Origin of the sequence: Paracoccus benzoatiresistens, from assembly GCF_026913015.1 — a bacterium.
In the GTDB taxonomy this organism is placed as follows: domain Bacteria; phylum Pseudomonadota; class Alphaproteobacteria; order Rhodobacterales; family Rhodobacteraceae; genus Paracoccus; species Paracoccus benzoatiresistens.
The window spans coordinates 1-14,578 of sequence record NZ_JAPTYD010000073.1; the positions used below are offsets into that span (position 1 = coordinate 1).

At 64.9% G+C, this 14,578-nt stretch carries 15 protein-coding genes; 10 read left to right on the forward strand and 5 right to left on the reverse strand.

The window, feature by feature from the left end; genetic code table 11:
• Positions 1-645: 645 nt before the first annotated feature.
• Both OU682_RS21535 and OU682_RS21540 read right to left on the reverse strand, forming a co-directional pair.
• Positions 646-1,752: a ParB/RepB/Spo0J family partition protein gene (locus OU682_RS21535; protein ID WP_268944258.1), complete on the reverse strand. Its 1,107-nt coding sequence runs from the start codon at positions 1,750-1,752 to the stop codon at positions 646-648.
• Entirely contained in the window at positions 1,749-3,053 is a 1,305-nt protein-coding gene (locus tag OU682_RS21540) for an AAA family ATPase (protein WP_268944259.1), read from the reverse strand. Before OU682_RS21540 ends, OU682_RS21535 begins: the two co-directional genes overlap by 4 nt.
• 438 nt (positions 3,054-3,491) lie before the next feature.
• Here OU682_RS21540 and OU682_RS21545 point away from each other — a divergent pair, with 438 nt between their 5' ends.
• Complete coding sequence (locus OU682_RS21545; RefSeq protein WP_268944260.1) at positions 3,492-4,172, forward strand: DnaA N-terminal domain-containing protein; 681 nt, start codon at positions 3,492-3,494, stop codon at positions 4,170-4,172.
• A 467-nt stretch (positions 4,173-4,639) separates the two neighbouring features.
• Positions 4,640-4,921, forward strand: coding sequence for a hypothetical protein (locus OU682_RS21550; RefSeq protein WP_268944261.1), 282 nt, complete (start codon positions 4,640-4,642; stop codon positions 4,919-4,921).
• A 60-nt stretch (positions 4,922-4,981) separates the two neighbouring features.
• Here OU682_RS21550 and OU682_RS21555 read toward each other — a convergent pair whose 3' ends face one another.
• Positions 4,982-5,893 (reverse strand): LysR family transcriptional regulator, encoded by a 912-nt coding sequence (locus OU682_RS21555; RefSeq protein ID WP_268944262.1) that lies wholly within the window; start codon positions 5,891-5,893, stop codon positions 4,982-4,984.
• A 160-nt stretch (positions 5,894-6,053) separates the two neighbouring features.
• Here OU682_RS21555 and OU682_RS21560 point away from each other — a divergent pair, with 160 nt between their 5' ends.
• The 3 genes from OU682_RS21560 (at position 6,054) to OU682_RS21570 (ending at position 8,780) form a co-directional block, all read left to right on the forward strand.
• Positions 6,054-6,461, forward strand: a complete 408-nt coding sequence (locus OU682_RS21560; RefSeq protein ID WP_268944263.1) for a DoxX family protein — start codon at positions 6,054-6,056, stop codon at positions 6,459-6,461.
• 53 nt (positions 6,462-6,514) lie between these two features.
• A complete protein-coding gene (locus tag OU682_RS21565; RefSeq protein ID WP_268944264.1) occupies positions 6,515-7,498 on the forward strand; it encodes a glutathione S-transferase family protein in 984 nt (327 codons plus the stop codon).
• Between the two features lie 130 nt (positions 7,499-7,628).
• Positions 7,629-8,780 carry a hypothetical protein gene (locus OU682_RS21570; protein WP_268944265.1) on the forward strand — a complete coding sequence of 384 codons (1,152 nt, stop codon included), beginning with the start codon at positions 7,629-7,631 and terminating at the stop codon, positions 8,778-8,780.
• Positions 8,781-8,846: 66 nt separating this feature from the next.
• Here OU682_RS21570 and OU682_RS21575 read toward each other — a convergent pair whose 3' ends face one another.
• The gene (locus tag OU682_RS21575) at positions 8,847-9,524 is read right to left on the reverse strand and encodes a FadR/GntR family transcriptional regulator (RefSeq protein ID WP_268944266.1); all 678 of its coding nucleotides are present in this window, start codon (positions 9,522-9,524) and stop codon (positions 8,847-8,849) included.
• A gap of 220 nt (positions 9,525-9,744) precedes the next feature.
• Here OU682_RS21575 and OU682_RS21580 point away from each other — a divergent pair, with 220 nt between their 5' ends.
• From OU682_RS21580 to OU682_RS21600, 5 genes are read left to right on the forward strand one after another with little or no spacing between them, the layout of a single operon-like run.
• Entirely contained in the window at positions 9,745-10,728 is a 984-nt protein-coding gene (locus tag OU682_RS21580; protein WP_268944267.1) for an ABC transporter substrate-binding protein, read from the forward strand.
• A gap of 10 nt (positions 10,729-10,738) precedes the next feature.
• Entirely contained in the window at positions 10,739-11,554 is an 816-nt protein-coding gene (locus OU682_RS21585) for an ABC transporter permease (protein WP_268944268.1), read from the forward strand.
• Position 11,555: 1 nt separating this feature from the next.
• Positions 11,556-12,365 (forward strand): ABC transporter ATP-binding protein, encoded by an 810-nt coding sequence (locus OU682_RS21590; RefSeq protein ID WP_268944269.1) that lies wholly within the window; start codon positions 11,556-11,558, stop codon positions 12,363-12,365.
• Between the two features lie 6 nt (positions 12,366-12,371).
• Positions 12,372-13,124 carry an ABC transporter permease gene (locus tag OU682_RS21595; RefSeq protein ID WP_268944270.1) on the forward strand — a complete coding sequence of 251 codons (753 nt, stop codon included), beginning with the start codon at positions 12,372-12,374 and terminating at the stop codon, positions 13,122-13,124.
• A gap of 17 nt (positions 13,125-13,141) precedes the next feature.
• Positions 13,142-13,831 (forward strand): fumarylacetoacetate hydrolase family protein, encoded by a 690-nt coding sequence (locus tag OU682_RS21600; protein ID WP_268944272.1) that lies wholly within the window; start codon positions 13,142-13,144, stop codon positions 13,829-13,831.
• 319 nt (positions 13,832-14,150) lie between these two features.
• Here the strand turns inward: OU682_RS21600 and OU682_RS21605 are convergent.
• Positions 14,151-14,578: DUF2076 family protein (locus tag OU682_RS21605; RefSeq protein ID WP_268944271.1), on the reverse strand; the 428-nt coding region annotated here is incomplete at its 5' end.

Below are 14,578 nucleotides of genomic sequence, written 5' to 3' on the forward strand. Positions count from 1 at the left end.
GCGCATCCTCCCGCTGCCCGATCTCGTAGGCGCGCAGCCGGCGTAACTCACATCGCCCCGCAATCTGCCCCAGTTACAAGGGGTGAGCCGAGACAACAGAGGAATATTCTTGGGTGCTGATTAGCAGTGGCCGCATTTTTTAGCTTATCTGCGGATTACCTTGGCAGTAAAGGTGGGCTGCTGCACTGGTGGCCCTTCTCTCCCCTCCACTTCCTGAGCAGGTACACTCGTGGTCGGCTTCTACTGCCCTTGAATTCCGTTCCTTGATCACCTGCGCCAAGCCCAAGCCGTTATAAACAATTCCTTAAACGGTCGTTTCATCACCTCTTATAGAATTGTATTCTGGTCCTGAAGCCCGTGTGTCTTGTCACGCCTGATCAAATTGCTGCAGCCAAATCATGCCCCCGCCCCAAGCACGAGGGTCCGGCTGCCGACGATCCCAGCGGACATGCGCCAGTCTGATCCCCGGCAGACCGTGGCTGCTATCGTGAGCTGGCCAGATGTCACGTGTGAGCGCATCCCACGCGGCAACAGCAACAGGTGTCCATTGTCCGTCGGGATGCTTCTGATAGCAGCCGCGACATGGACCTGAGCGCAGCGGGGACGCTGTAGCGGCCCCGCGTAGCGCATCCCCTGCCCTGCCCGTCAGCCGATCTGGTCCAGAAGTGCCGCCACCGCCGCTTCCAGCTTGCGCCGGTCCACGGTCGAGAAGTCTCGCGCCAGGCGGATTTCGAGGCGGCCATTTGCGGCGGTGCATTTCGCACTGCCTTGGGGGCGCGGGATCTGGAAGGTCGTCTTGGCGCGGCGCTCGGGCACGGGCGGGCTAGCCGGCTTGCCGAGGGCCTCGGGCATGTCCTCAGGAAGATCGGACCCCTGCCCTGCGAAACGGCGCAGCACATCCAACTCATCCTTGATCGAGCGCGTGTCCCAGTCCTTGAGTTCGGCTGCAATAGCCGTGGAAAGGCCGGGGATTTCGGCCAAGCGCTGCGCAAGCGACAGGCCAAGGGCACGGGGAATTTCCTGGGGGTACATCAGCACCTCGCCCAAGGCCTGAACCAGGGGGATGAAGTTGCGGATATAGCTGCGCTTCTGGTACCCGGCCGACTTGAACAACAGCGCCACGGCCCGGTCAGGATCGTGTTCGGCGGTCTGCGGATCCATCGCGTAGTGCAGCGCAAGCTGGGCCATCTCGGCAAAGGAGATGTCCTTGCGCACCATGTTTTCATCGACCATCCGGCGATACAGCTGCTCGAGCGCATCGCCCCGGGCGGCGATGCCGGCGGGGATGCGGCCCCACCGTTCGGCATCGCCGGTTTCCTCCAGCAGCTTGCGAAAAGCCGTCAGGCGACGCCAGCCTTGGATCAACTCGTATCGGCCGTCCCTGCCCGGCTCGACCCGGATCGGGTTCGACAGACCGATATCGCGGATGGATTGCACCAGTTCGGCCAGCTCGAAATCCGCTGCTGGCGCACGGTCGCGGATCAGCTTGTGGGTGTCGATGGCGTCCAACGGGACAAGGTCGACGATCAGGCCTGCGCGCTTCAGACGGACATGTTCCTGCGCCAGGGCATCATTCTCGGCGCGGATGGTGGCTTCCAGCAAGGCTCGGTCCCGCGTCGACTCTGCCGTTTCCACAATCGCCGTGGCCATCGGCCCGCGGCGCTGCGCCTTGTCTGCCTCCTTCCCTGCGGGGAAGTTTTCCGGCTCCTCGGCAGGAACCTCGATATCGAACATGCGACGCTTGCGGCTCATGCCTTGTCCTCCAGCTGGTCCCACGCAGCCAGCACATGCCCCCGGAATTCCTCGTAGGCTTGGTCGAATGTAGCACGCGCCCGACGCCAGGTGCCGCGAGTCATTTCCCGGTAGTCGATCTCGTAGACCGAACTGAGGAAACGGCCGGACTGTTCGACGGCGCGCGTCAGTTCGATCGGATGCTGGGCCATGCGTTCGCCAAAGACCTGCCGAAAAGCGCCGAGCATGGCCTGATGCAGCTCATTAGCTGGCTCGAACCGGGTCATCAGGAAGCGGATGTCGACGAAGGCCTTCGGCAGGGCGATCTTCCCCGTGGGGAAGTTCTCGAAGCCATGGGACAGATCCTCCAGCGCCTCGGAAAGCTGGCCGATGAAGCTGGTGGTCGAGTCATATTCCCAGTAGCCGGGGCCGGATGGGATATAGAGCATGTCCGCGGCAAAGACCGCGTTCATCGATTGATAGCCGATGGCCGGCGGGCAGTCGAAGAGGATCAGGTCATAGGCGTCATCGGGCAGGGAATCGAGGAACCGCGACACGGCGCCGAAGAACGTCCACTCGGGGTTGAGGTGGCGGTACTGGGCGCTGGCAAATTCGACAAAGGCCGCGTTGGCACAACTGGGCACGATATCGATGGTGGGCCAGGCGGTCGGGCGGATGAAATCGGCCGGGCGCAACGAGCCCAGACCCATGTCGCGGATCGAGGAGGGCAGCTTCCGCTGGGGCAGGGCGGTTCCGCTTTCCGCGCCCGCGGCGGCGCTGTTCATGCGATCCGTCTCGCGCTCCAGGTCGCGGGCCATGATGCCCCAGACGGTGTGATCCTCGCCCACATCGGTGAGGCCCATTGAATGGGACAGCGTGGCCTGCGGATCGAAATCCACGACCAGCACCCGATAGCCGTCCAGCGCCGCGGCATGGGCAAAGTGCAGGGCGACTGTCGACTTGCCCGCGCCACCCTTGAAATTGGCGATGGCCGCGCGGAACGCGCGTCGATTGGCGGGCCGGGGAGGCAGCAGGCTTTTCTTGCTGACCCTGATGCGGCGGCGCAGCTCGTTGATCTCCTCCAGGGAAAACCAGCGCTGGCGACCGTCCTCCTCGACTTCCCCGAGGGGAAGGTTCGGATCCGCCGCCAGCTTGCCCCGGAAGGTGGACTGGTTCATCCGGAAGATCAGCTCGGAAACCTCCCAGCTCGAGAATCGGCGCAGGGTCTTCTCGTTGTCGGGGCTGAAGGTCTGACGGCGGATCCATCCTTGCATCTTCAGGGATTGGCTCTGCAGCCGGGCGAGGTCTTGGTGAGTATACATCATGGGCCTGTCATGGAGGACGCAGATTATTCCTGATCCTGCTTTTACGTCGGATTTGCATCTTTGGCAAAACCCAAGTTCATTGAAATGCGGTTCTGCTGCAAATCCAGCCCCTGCTGGGCGAATCGCCTCCGAAGCGTCGGCAGTCGTTCGGCACAGGACGCAAGCGATTGGGGGACAGGTTCAGGAACCCCGCAAGAAATTGGGTGACATTCCAGCCCGAATAGGGGACGCCTTCAGATGTCCCCCTATACCATTAATACCGATTATCTCTGCCCTCAGCTTCGCGCTGCAAAAACCAGGGGCCGAATCTCTTGACAGAATCGAAGAACGGAACGCAAATGCGAGAGCGATGACGAAAAGCGTTTGAAAGCACCTTCCTGGAACCGAAGGGCGTCACCGCAGGGGCAGTTCGAACAAAGGACGGGACACGGGGCGATGCAGCGGATCCGTGCTGTAGGCCGAGAGGCCGCGGCCAAGAAATACGACATCCTGTCGGCCATGATGGCCCATGCCCTGGCAGGCGATGGACAGGACCAGCGGTTGGTCCTGCGACTGATGGCGCTGATCACCACGCGATACAACTGGCAATCGGACGAACTCGTGATCGGCCAGCGCCAGATCGCGCGGCTGTGGTGCGTGGATGAACGCACCGTCAAGCGCGACATGGCGCGTCTGCGGGGCCTGGGCTGGATCACGGTCAAGCGGCAGGGGGCGCGGGGCAGGGTATCGGTTCTGGGTCTGGGCTTGGAGCGGATCATGCTGGACACCCGCGCGGCCTGGCCAAACATCGGTCCCGATTATGTCGCGCGTCTCAGCGGCGAGTCCGAGCCGGAAGCAAGCGATACCACCGTCGTGCCCTTCCGCCGCCCCGAGATCGCAGCCGAAGGCGGCATCTGGGGCGCCGCGCGCGCGCATCTGGCAACCGAGGACCGGGCGCTGTTCGACGCCTGGTTCGCGGGCCTTGCCGATGGCGAGATCAAGGATGGCTGCCTGACGCTGATCGCCCCCAGCCGATTCCACGCCGCCTATTTACGCACCCATCTGATGGACCGGCTGCGCACCGCAGTCCGGCGCGCGGACGTCCGCATCACACAGGTGCGCATCGAAGCGGGCTAGGGGGACTTCCCTGCCATTTCTGGAAAAGCCGCCCCGGAAAGGGGGCAGGATTTCCCGCGCCACGCGACATTCAGCGGTGGCCGAGGGACGCTGCCCTGACCGAGCCAGCCGCGGTCGCAGAACGCGCCATGTCCAAAAGAACAGCTTTCCCCTGAGGTAAAGAGCAGACATGACGGGCTCGTCAGCCGGGCGGCCTTTTGTTCCTGTTTGCCAGTGCCCGCCGCCCGGCTGGCAAGACTTCCTTCGCCTTGACCTTCGGGGATCTTTCTGTGCTTCCGGATGGTTCCGGAGGCCATCTCGGCTCTGATTCCCGGAGGTTGCCGGGCCGGATCGCGGCTGGTCGGGATTGACCTTGCCCGCACGAAACGGCCACAAGTGACCTTTGCGACAGTCGACGAAGATCAGTTTACCTTCCATGGATGGATGATCAGTCTGGCCAGACGAGCGGAACAGGGCAGGGCACCCTCATGCTGAAGAGCGACACCCGTCAGACGAACTGGCGCCGGGCCAATCCGGCCAAGTACACGGCACACCTTGCCGTGCAGCAGGCGATCAGTTCGGGAAAGCTGACAAAGCAATCCTGCGAGGTTTGCGGCGCCGAAAAGGTCGATGCCCACCATGACCGCTACGACGAACCCCTGAACGTCAGGTGGCTGTGCCGACGCCATCACGTCAAGCTTCACCACTATGGCGAGGACATGTTTCCGGTCAACCGAGCCCCCGCGGAAGATCAGTCTTCGACAGAGTAAAACCTGCCTTCGGGTAGCGGATGCCTGCCAAGGTCGGCGGAATGCGCCGGGCCGGCTGCACTATGTCTCCCTCCGCTTCTCCGCCTCGATGCTGCCAAGCGCCTGCACCAGGAAGTCCAGCAAGGTCCTGGTGCGGCGTGGAATACGGTGTTGCCGCAGATAGACGGCATGGATGTCGCGCTGCGGCCCGCTAAAGTGGGGCAGCACCCGCTCAAGCCGTCCGCGGCGGATGTCGTCCTGCACGAGGTAGTCTGGACAGAGCGCGATTCCCTCGTCCATCATCGCCAGGTCGCGGGCGCTGCGGGCGCTGTTGACGAGGAAATGGCCCGTGACCCGGACGCGCTGTTCCGCCGTCGCGTTTGTCAGTGCCCAGGTGCCGTCGCCGCGCATGTTGGTGTCGCGGATACAGTCATGATGGCCCAGATCCTCTGGCGCGGCAGGATGGCCGCGGGCTTCCAGATAGCCCGGCGAGGCCACCAGGAGCAGGCTCATGCTGCCGATCCTGCGGGCGACCAGCGACGAATCGTCCAGTTGCCCGATGCGCACCGCAAGATCGATGCCCCCGGCCGCCAGATCGACGAAGTGGTCCGACAGGCGCAGGTCGATCACCAGGTCGGGATGGGCCGACCGGAATCGGCGCAGCAACTGCGCCAGCAGCAGTTCGCCATGCGTCACCGCCGCCGAAACCCGGATGGTGCCCGACAAACCCCGCTGCGCCTCGCGCATGTCTGCGGCCATCTCCTCCAGCTGGTCCAGCCAGGCCGGGGCCTGCGCCATCAGACGCTCTCCGGCGGGGCTCAGCCCCAGGCGGCGCGTCGTGCGGTAAAGAAGCTGCGTGCCCATCCGGGCCTCGAGCGCGGCCATGTATTTCGAGGCGAGCTTGGGCGAAATCCCGAGCCGCGCCGCCGCGCCCGAGAACGACCCGGTTTCCACCGCCGCCACAAAGACCCGCATTCCGTCGACCAGATCCATCCACCATCCATCCGGAACGCCATGGGGAAAGTCATACGCCAATGCCGCCATTTTCGCCAGGCCGTTCCAGCCGCATATTCCGGTCATCACCATTGGCCAGAGGGCGCAAGCAGGGCCGCCGCCCATCGTATCCCTGGCCGCTTCCATCAGGAGAATGACCATGATCGACCCGAAGACCGCCCCTCTGGGCATCCTTGCGCTGCGCGTGACGACCGGCGCGCTGTTTCTGTTCCACGGGCTTGTCAAGCTGTTCGTCTTCACCCCCGCGGGCACGGCAGGCTATTTCGAATCCATCGGCCTGCCCGGCGCGCTTGGCTATCTGACCATGCTGGCCGAGATCGTGGGCGGCCTTGCGCTGATCCTGGGCATCAAGGTGCGGCTGGTGTCGGCGGCCCTGGTGCCGGTCCTGCTGGGCGCCGCCTATTTCGGTCACGGAAGCAGCGGCTTCAACTGGTCAAACCCGAACGGTGGCTGGGAATACCCGGCGATGTGGGCGATCGTCCAGGCGGCAGTCGCCATCATGGGTGATGGGCCCTACGCCCTGGCGCCGACCGGCAAGCGCGCCTGATCCCGACAGGCCGTGCCCCGGCGGCACGGCCCCATCCGCAAAGGAGAAAAGCCATGCTGGTGAACGGCACATGGATGGCGGACTGGCACCCGGTCCAGGCAAGGGACGGCGAGGGGCGCTTCGTGCGGCAGGTCTCGTCCTTTCGCAACTGGATCACCGCCGACGGACGCCCCGGACCGACCGGGTCCGGCGGCTTCCCGGCCGAGGCCGGGCGCTATCGCCTGTATGTCGCGCTGATCTGCCCCTGGGCCTCGCGCACGCTGATCGCGCGCAAGCTGAAGGGCCTGGAAGATCTGGTCGCCGTGACCGTGGTCAACCCGGTTCTGACCGAACAGGGTTGGGCCTTCGATGGCTATCCGGGCGCTGATGCCGACCCGCTGCACGGGGCGTCCCGTCTGCATGAACTCTATACCCGCGCCGATGGCGGCTATACGGGCCGCGCGACGGTGCCGCTTCTTTGGGACGAAAGGACGGACCGCGCGGTCAGCAACGAAAGCGCCGAGATCCTGCGCATGTTCAACAGCGCCTTTGCCGAGCTGGCCCCGGGCCGGCCCGATCTTTACCCAGCCGATCTGGCAGCGGAGATCGACGCACGGAACGCCGAGATTTACGACAGCCTCAACAACGGCGTCTACAAGGCCGGCTTCGCATCCTCGCAACAAGCCTATGACGAGGCGGTGGCCGGCGTCTTCGCCATGCTGGACCGCTTGGAAGACCGGCTGACCGGCCCCTTCCTGCTGGACGAGCGGCTGACGGAAGCCGACATCCGGCTGTTCGTGACGCTGATCCGCTTTGACGCGGCCTATCACGGGCTGTTCAAGACGAATATCCGCCGCATCGCCGATTACCCGCGCCTGTCGGCCTATCTGGAGCGCGTCCTGCGCCTGCCCGGCGTCGCAGAGACCGTGAACCTGGACCACATCAAGGCGGGTTATTATTCGATCAGGGCGCTGAACCCCGCCGGCATCGTGCCGGCAGGCCCCGACCATGTCACGCGCCTGCTGGACCGTATCGCCCGTCGCACAGATGCAGGCTGATCCCGCCAACAAGCCCTATCGCCAGAGGCGAAAATCGGTTAGGCTTTCTCCACGCAGAAGACCGTGAAACACCCAGCCTTCCCCAGCCCCTTGGGCTGGCTTTGCCTGTTTTTTGTCGGGAGCATGTGCAATGGTCAATCTGGTCGGGCGGCTCGGGCTTGCCGACATTCTTGTCGGCATCGATGACGAGGACAACGGGCTGACAGGGGATGCGGTCGAGATGTCGGGCAGCCAGTCCGGCGGCCGCGACCTGCTGGTCGGCGGCAGCGGCGCGTTTTTATTCAATGTCCTGACCGGCGATGGCGATCTCATGTTCGACACGAGCCGGGGCGGCAACGACTGGCTTGTGGGGGGCGGCGACGGAACCCAGTCCTTCCTGCATGGCGATGCGCAGGAGATGTTCGACGAGGCGCAAGGCGGAAACGACCGGATCTTCGGCGGCGACGGCGCCCTGTCCAACTTCCTGGTCGGGGACGGGGTGTTCATGCAGGATGCGGCCCGGGGCGGCCGGGACCTTCTGGTCGGGGGCGACCATGCCGAGAACTCGCTTTATGGCGATGGCATGGAGATTTCGGATTCCGCCCGGACCGGACGTGACACGCTGGTCGGCGGCGATCATGCCGACAACATCATGCGGGGCGATGGCCAGGAAGTGGACAGCGCGCGCCGGCTGGCAGCCGATGTCCTTGTCGGCGGCCGAGATGCCGTGAACGATCTGGCGGGCGACGCCAACCTGCTGAGCCGGGGGCGCGGCGGCAACGACCTGGTCCGCGGCGGCGAACACGGCGACAACACCCTGCAGGGCGATGCACGCTATCTGTTCTCGCGGGGCGGCGATGACACCGTGATCGCCAGCCACAGCGGACAGAATGTGCTTTATGGCGATGCCTACCAGATGCTGGGCACGGCACAGGGCGGCGACGATCGCCTGATCAGCGACTTCGGCGACGACCAGATGTGGGGGGACGCCAAGTTCCGCAGCGGCATCTTTCTGGGCGAGGCGACCGAGGACGAATGGTATGCGGATCCCCCGCTGGTCGATATGACGCTCAGCGGCAGCGACAGCTTTGTCTTCAGGCCCGTCAACGGCCATGACACGATCCACGACTTCCAGGCGGGCCTGGACGTCATCGAAATGCGGGGCTTCGGGCCCTACCTGGACGAATTCGACGACCTGTCGATCGTGCAGGACGGTGCGAACTGTGTGATCGTCCTGGGCTGCGGTTCGATCACCGTGATCGGCATGGACGGGCTTTCCGAGGGCGACGTCCAGTTCGTCTGATCCGCTGCCCAGCGGCGGCCTTGCACACAAACAGGGCAGGGGGGTCGCCGCATTCCCGCGCCCCGCCTAGTTCCCCAGGCTTTCCCGCAGGTTTTGCTCCACCGTGCGCAGATGCGTGCGCATCGCGTCCGCCGCGGCCTGGCCATCACGCGCCGCGACCGCTTCCAGGATGCGGTCATGCTGCTCGAAGCTGTGGTGGTCGCGGGGCGGGCGGTCCGGCTTGTCGCGGCGGCGGCTCCAGGTGACGGCACGGCGCACGGTTGTCATCGTGTCGAGCAGCGCCAGAAGCAGGGCGTTCTGCGTTGCTTCGCCCAGGGAACGGTGCAGGCGGTTGTCATAATGCTCGTACTGGCGCCAGGTCGGCGCCTGACGGCATTTCTGGGCGCAGGCCCGCATGTCGTTGATCTGAGAGCCGGTGGCATTCGCCGCAGCCAGGCGCGCGATCTCGGGCTCGAAGGCAAGGCGGGCGGCCATCACCTCCATCGGATTGGTTCGCAGGACAAGGGCGTTGATGTCGGTGGCGCTGGCGACCGGCCGCTCGCCCATGAAGGTGCCCTTGCCGACATGGCGCCACACGAGGCCCTGGCCCTGCAGGGTCGCCAGCGCCTTTCGCAGGACGGTTCTGCCCATGTCGAGCGCTTCCGCCAGTTCCCGCTCGGGGGGCAGGCGGCCGTCCTCGCCAAGGTCGGCGGTTTCAAGATAGGCCCGCAGCTTCTCCAGCGGGCTCGTGTCGATATTCTGCATGTCTAAACCAATTTTCACATTGGTTCATGAATGGCATATGGATATCAAATGTCAATTCGTCTCCGAAAACGCGCTTAAGCGGCGGTATTGTCTAGTAAAGCAGGGGTTCGGCAGAAAGGATGATCCTTCACCCCTTCCGAATTCGTTGACACATTTCGGAATCAATGAGAGCATTGGTTCCAGATTGGGCTTGGAGGAGCCCGTTCCAGGGGAGGAACAGATGGGATTTCTTGCTGACAGGATTCGCTCCGCGGCGCTGGTGTCCGCGCTTGCAGTGGCGCTTCCGGCCGCCGCGTCGGCCGATCCGATGCGCATCGCCTTCGGCGACATTGCCACGATCGAAACCTTGGGCCTGCTTATCGCACTGGAGCGCGCGAAGGAGCAGGGGGTCAAGATCGAGGCGACCTTCCTGAAAAGCGAGGACATCGCCGCGCAGGCGGTTGTCAGCGGGCAGGCCGACATCGGCATCGGCGGCCCCTATGCCTTGCTGCAGAAGGTGAAGGCCCCGATCCGGATCTTCCTGCAGCTCAGCGAATTGCAGATGTATCCGGTCGTCAATACCGAGTTCTACCAGGACTGGGCCGACCTGAACGGGCAGGAGATCGCCGTTCATTCCCGCGGCTCGGGAACCGAGGCGATCATGCAGATGATGGCCGACAAGCATGGCATCGAATATTCCGGCATCGCCTATGTGCCAGGGGCAGAGGTGCGGACGGGCGCCCTGCTGCAGGGCAACGTCAAGGCGACGATCGTCGATTCCTCGGGCAAGCGCGTGCTGGAGGCCGAGGCGCCGGACCGCTTCGCCTTCCTGCCGCTGGCTGGCGTCGAGGCAACCGACGAGGCGATGTTCGCCAACACGGACTACCTGGCCGAAAATCCCGAGGACGTGGGCAAGCTGGTCGAGGCGATCGTGACGACCTGGCGCGAGATCGCGGCGGACCCCACCGTCGTGACGAAGCTGCGCGAGCAGTACAACCTGCTGCCCGACGCCACGCCCGAGATGCTGGCCGACATCGAGCCATACTATGCGGGAATGAAGGATGCCCTGCCGTTGAACGGCGGCGGCGAGCAGGCGGCGCGCAGCGACTTTGCCTTCTACACCGCCTCGGGGGCGCTGGAAGGCAAGCCCGAGGATCTGAAGGTCGAGGATTTCTGGGATCTGACCATTCTGAACAGCGTGCTTGGCAGGATCGGGACGCAGTGAGATGAGCGTCATGTCCCAAGATGTGAAGGTGGTGGCCCCTGCGGCCACCACAAGGCAGGCCCTGCGCCTCTTTGCCGAACGGCGCCGGTCCTTCTGGGTCGTGCTGTCGCTTCTGGTCCTGTTCACGGCATGGGAAATCGCGGGCCGCGTCCCGATCAGCTTTGCCTTCCCGACCTTTCTCGACACGCTTGCGGCCCTTGCCGAAATGGTGGCGGACGGCTCGATGGTGCGGGCCTTCTTCCTGACGCTGCAGCCGCTGGTGCTTGGCGTGGCGATCTCGGCCCTGCTGGGGATCGCGCTTGGCATCGTCATGGGCCTCTCGGACAGGATGGAATGGCTGCTTGCGCCGGTGTTCATCGTGCTGCAGGCCGCGCCGATGGCCGCGCTGGTGCCGCTGGTGACCTTTGTCTATGGCATCGGGCTGGTCGCCAAGACGCTGGCGGTCATCATGCTTGCGCTGCCGGTGATCGTGCTGAACTCCTACAAGGCGGTGCGGCACGTGAATCCCTCGCTGGTGGACATGTGCCGGTCGTTTCAGGGAACGCGGCGCCAGCAGATTTTCAAGATCATCATTCCCGACGCGGCTCCGGTCCTGTTCGCGGGGCTGCGTCTGGGGGTGGCGGCCGGCTTCATCGGCGTCATGCTGGCCGAACTGCTGATCACGCCGACGGGGATCGGCGACCTGATCACCTACCACCGTTCCGTCGCCAACTACGCGCACATGTATGCCGCCGTGGCCTCCATCATCGCGGCGTCCACCGTCACGCTGGCCGTGCTGCAGTGGTTCGAGACCAATGTCATGCGCCCCGAAAAGAGGAGGAGCTGAGATGAACGCCACCGCATTGGCGGCCGACGAGTTCGATCCCGCCAGCGTCGTCACCAGGGATCCGGTCGTGCGGGTCGAGGGGATCTGCAAGCACTATGGCAGCGTCGAGGCGCTGCGCGGCATCGACCTGCAGTTCGAGCGCGGCAAGCTGACGACGCTGCTTGGCCCTTCGGGCTGCGGCAAGACCACGCTCTTGAAGATCATCGCGGGGCTGGTGCCCGCAACCTCGGGGCGGATCATCGTGAACGGCCGCGCCGTCACGGGGCCGGGACCGGAGCGGGCCTTCGTCTTCCAGGACTTCGCGCTGATGCCCTGGGCCACGGTCTTGCGCAACGTGGGCTTCGGGCTGGAACTGAAGGGCGTCCCGGCGGACGAGCGCAACCGCATCGCCCGCAGCTATATCGGGGAAGTCGGGCTTCAGGGCTTCGAGGACAAGTATCCCCACGAGCTGTCGGGCGGGATGCGCCAGCGCGTCGGCATCGCCCGCGCCTTTGCGGTGAACGCCGACGTGCTGCTGCTGGACGAGCCCTTCTCGGCCGTGGACGAGCAGAACCGCCGCAAGTTCCAGGAGGACCTGCTGCGGCTGGTCGAGATGGAGCGCAAGACCTTCATCTTCGTCACCCACTCGATCGAGGAGGCGGTCTATGTCTCGGACCGGATCGTGCTGCTGTCGCCCCGCCCCGGCCGGGTGTCGAACATCATCGACCCCAGGATCGACCGCACCGCCGACCCCGACGACATCCGGCGCGACCCGGGCTATCTCGACGTGGTCGAGGAGATCTGGCAAGGCCTGCGCCATTATGCGGAGTGACTGGTCATGACACTGTTCGGATACCGCATTCCCATGATGGCTTCGCTGATCGTCTGGGCCTTGGTCTGGGAGATCGTCGGCCGGCTTGACCTGATCTTCCTGATCCCGCCGATGACCGCGATCATCGTCGCAGGTTTCGACCTGATGCAGACCGGCTCCTGGCAGAACGCCACGCTTGTGACGGTTCGGTCCTTCGTGATCGGCATGGCGCTGGCGATCGGGGTCGGGGTGCCGCTGGGCGTGATGATGGGTCGGGTGAAGATCATCGACAACATCTTCGGGCTGTGGGTGAACATCTTTGTCAGCGCGCCGCTGTCCGCGCTGGTGCCGGTGCTGATGATCCTGTTCGGCATGGGCGAGGCGACGATCGTCGTGACGGTCTTCCTGTTCGCAGTCTGGATCATCGTGCTGGATGCCCGCGCGGGCGTCATGCAGGTGCCCCCCTCGCTGGTCGAGATGGCACGCTCCTATGGCGCCTCGCGCGCCACGATCATGCGCAAGATCATCCTGGTCGCGGCGCTGCCCGAGATCCTTGCCGGAATCCGCATCGGGGTGATCCGCGGGGTCAAGGGGGTGGTCATCGGGCAGATCCTGGTCGCCGTGATCGGCTATGGCGAACTGTTCGAGCTGTATTCCCGCAGCTTCGACATGGAGCGGTTCTGGGCGCTCACACTGTTTCTCTTCGCCGCGGCAATGGTGCTGTCGGCGGTCGTGGAAAACGCGGAAAAACGCATCGAATACTACGCAGGAGCGAGATGATGAACGAGATGACCAAGATGGCGGACTACGTCTTCGTGCCGGAACCCACGCCGACGATCCCGGTGGCCGGCAGCGACAAGGTGTTCCCTGTGCGCCGGATCTATTGCGTGGGCCGCAACTTTGCCGGCCATGCGATCGAGATGGGCCACGATCCCGACAAGGAGCCGCCCTTCTTCTTCCAGAAAAATCCCGACTCGATCGTTCCGCCCGGCAAGGACTTCCCCTATCCGACCGAGACGAGCGACGTGCATCACGAGATCGAACTGGTGGTGGCGCTGAAATCGGGCGGCACGGACATTCCGCTGGACAAGGCCTTGGACTGCGTCTTCGGCTATGGGGTCGGGCTGGACATGACCCGGCGCGACCTGCAGGGCCAGGCGAAGAAGATGGGCCGTCCGTGGGAGACCGGAAAGTCCTTCGAGGCCTCGGCCCCCTGCTCGGCCATCCATCCGGTGTCCGAGGTGGGCCATCCCACGCAAGGCGCGATCCGCGTCGAGGTCAACGGCGAGTTGCGCCAGGAGGGCGACCTGAACCAGATGATCTGGAAAGTGCCTGAAATGATCTCCTATCTCTCGCGCCTGTTCGAACTGCGCCCCGGCGACGTGATCTTCGCCGGCACACCGGCGGGCGTCGGCGCGGTGGTCCGCGGCGACGTGATGACCGGCCATGTCGAGGGCGTGGACAACATCGCCGTCAAGGTGGTCTGAGAACCCGGCAGCGGCCCCTTCGGGGGCCGCTTTCCTGTGGCGACGCGGACCTAATCGCCTGACCAAACACGCGGCCGCGTCCGGCTTGCGCCTTTATCGATCTCCTGCCGGATGCGGCATCGGCATCGGCATCAGGTTGGATGCGGCGGATACGCCCCAGGGCTCGCGGAATTCGAAACCGCCGGGCCTGGCCGGGGCCGGAAACAGCGTTGCCGCAGGCAGAGACATCCGTGGCGGACAGTCCGGGCAGGGGGTCGGGCCCTGATCGCCCCGGCGCCGTCAATGGGCGCCGGGGCGGCTGCGAGATCGCAGCTTCTGTTCATTCGCTGTCGTCGAAGCCCGCGTCGGCGCCTTCGTCAAAGCCGGCGTCTTCCTGGGGCATGAACTCGCCGGCTGCCGCCTCGGCGGCCTCGGCCGGACCGGCAAGCATGCCGCCGATGGCATTGCCCAGCAGCACGCCGCCCGCCACGCCCATGGCGGTCTGCGCCGCCCCGGCCATGAAGCCGCCACCCGCCGGGCGGCCGCTGTTCCAGGGGCTGGCGCCATGGCCGTGCTGCGGATGCTGGCCATAAGCCTGCGCCGGGGGCGGGGCCATGGGCCGCACGGGCTGCGGCTGCCCGCCCCCGAACAGCCGCCCGAAGAGGCCGCCCCCCTGCTGAGGGGGCTGGCTTTGCATCTGCTCGATCTGCTGCTGGGCGGCGTTCAGCGCCTGTTCCTGAACGATCACGGTTTGCGCCAGGTAGTAGG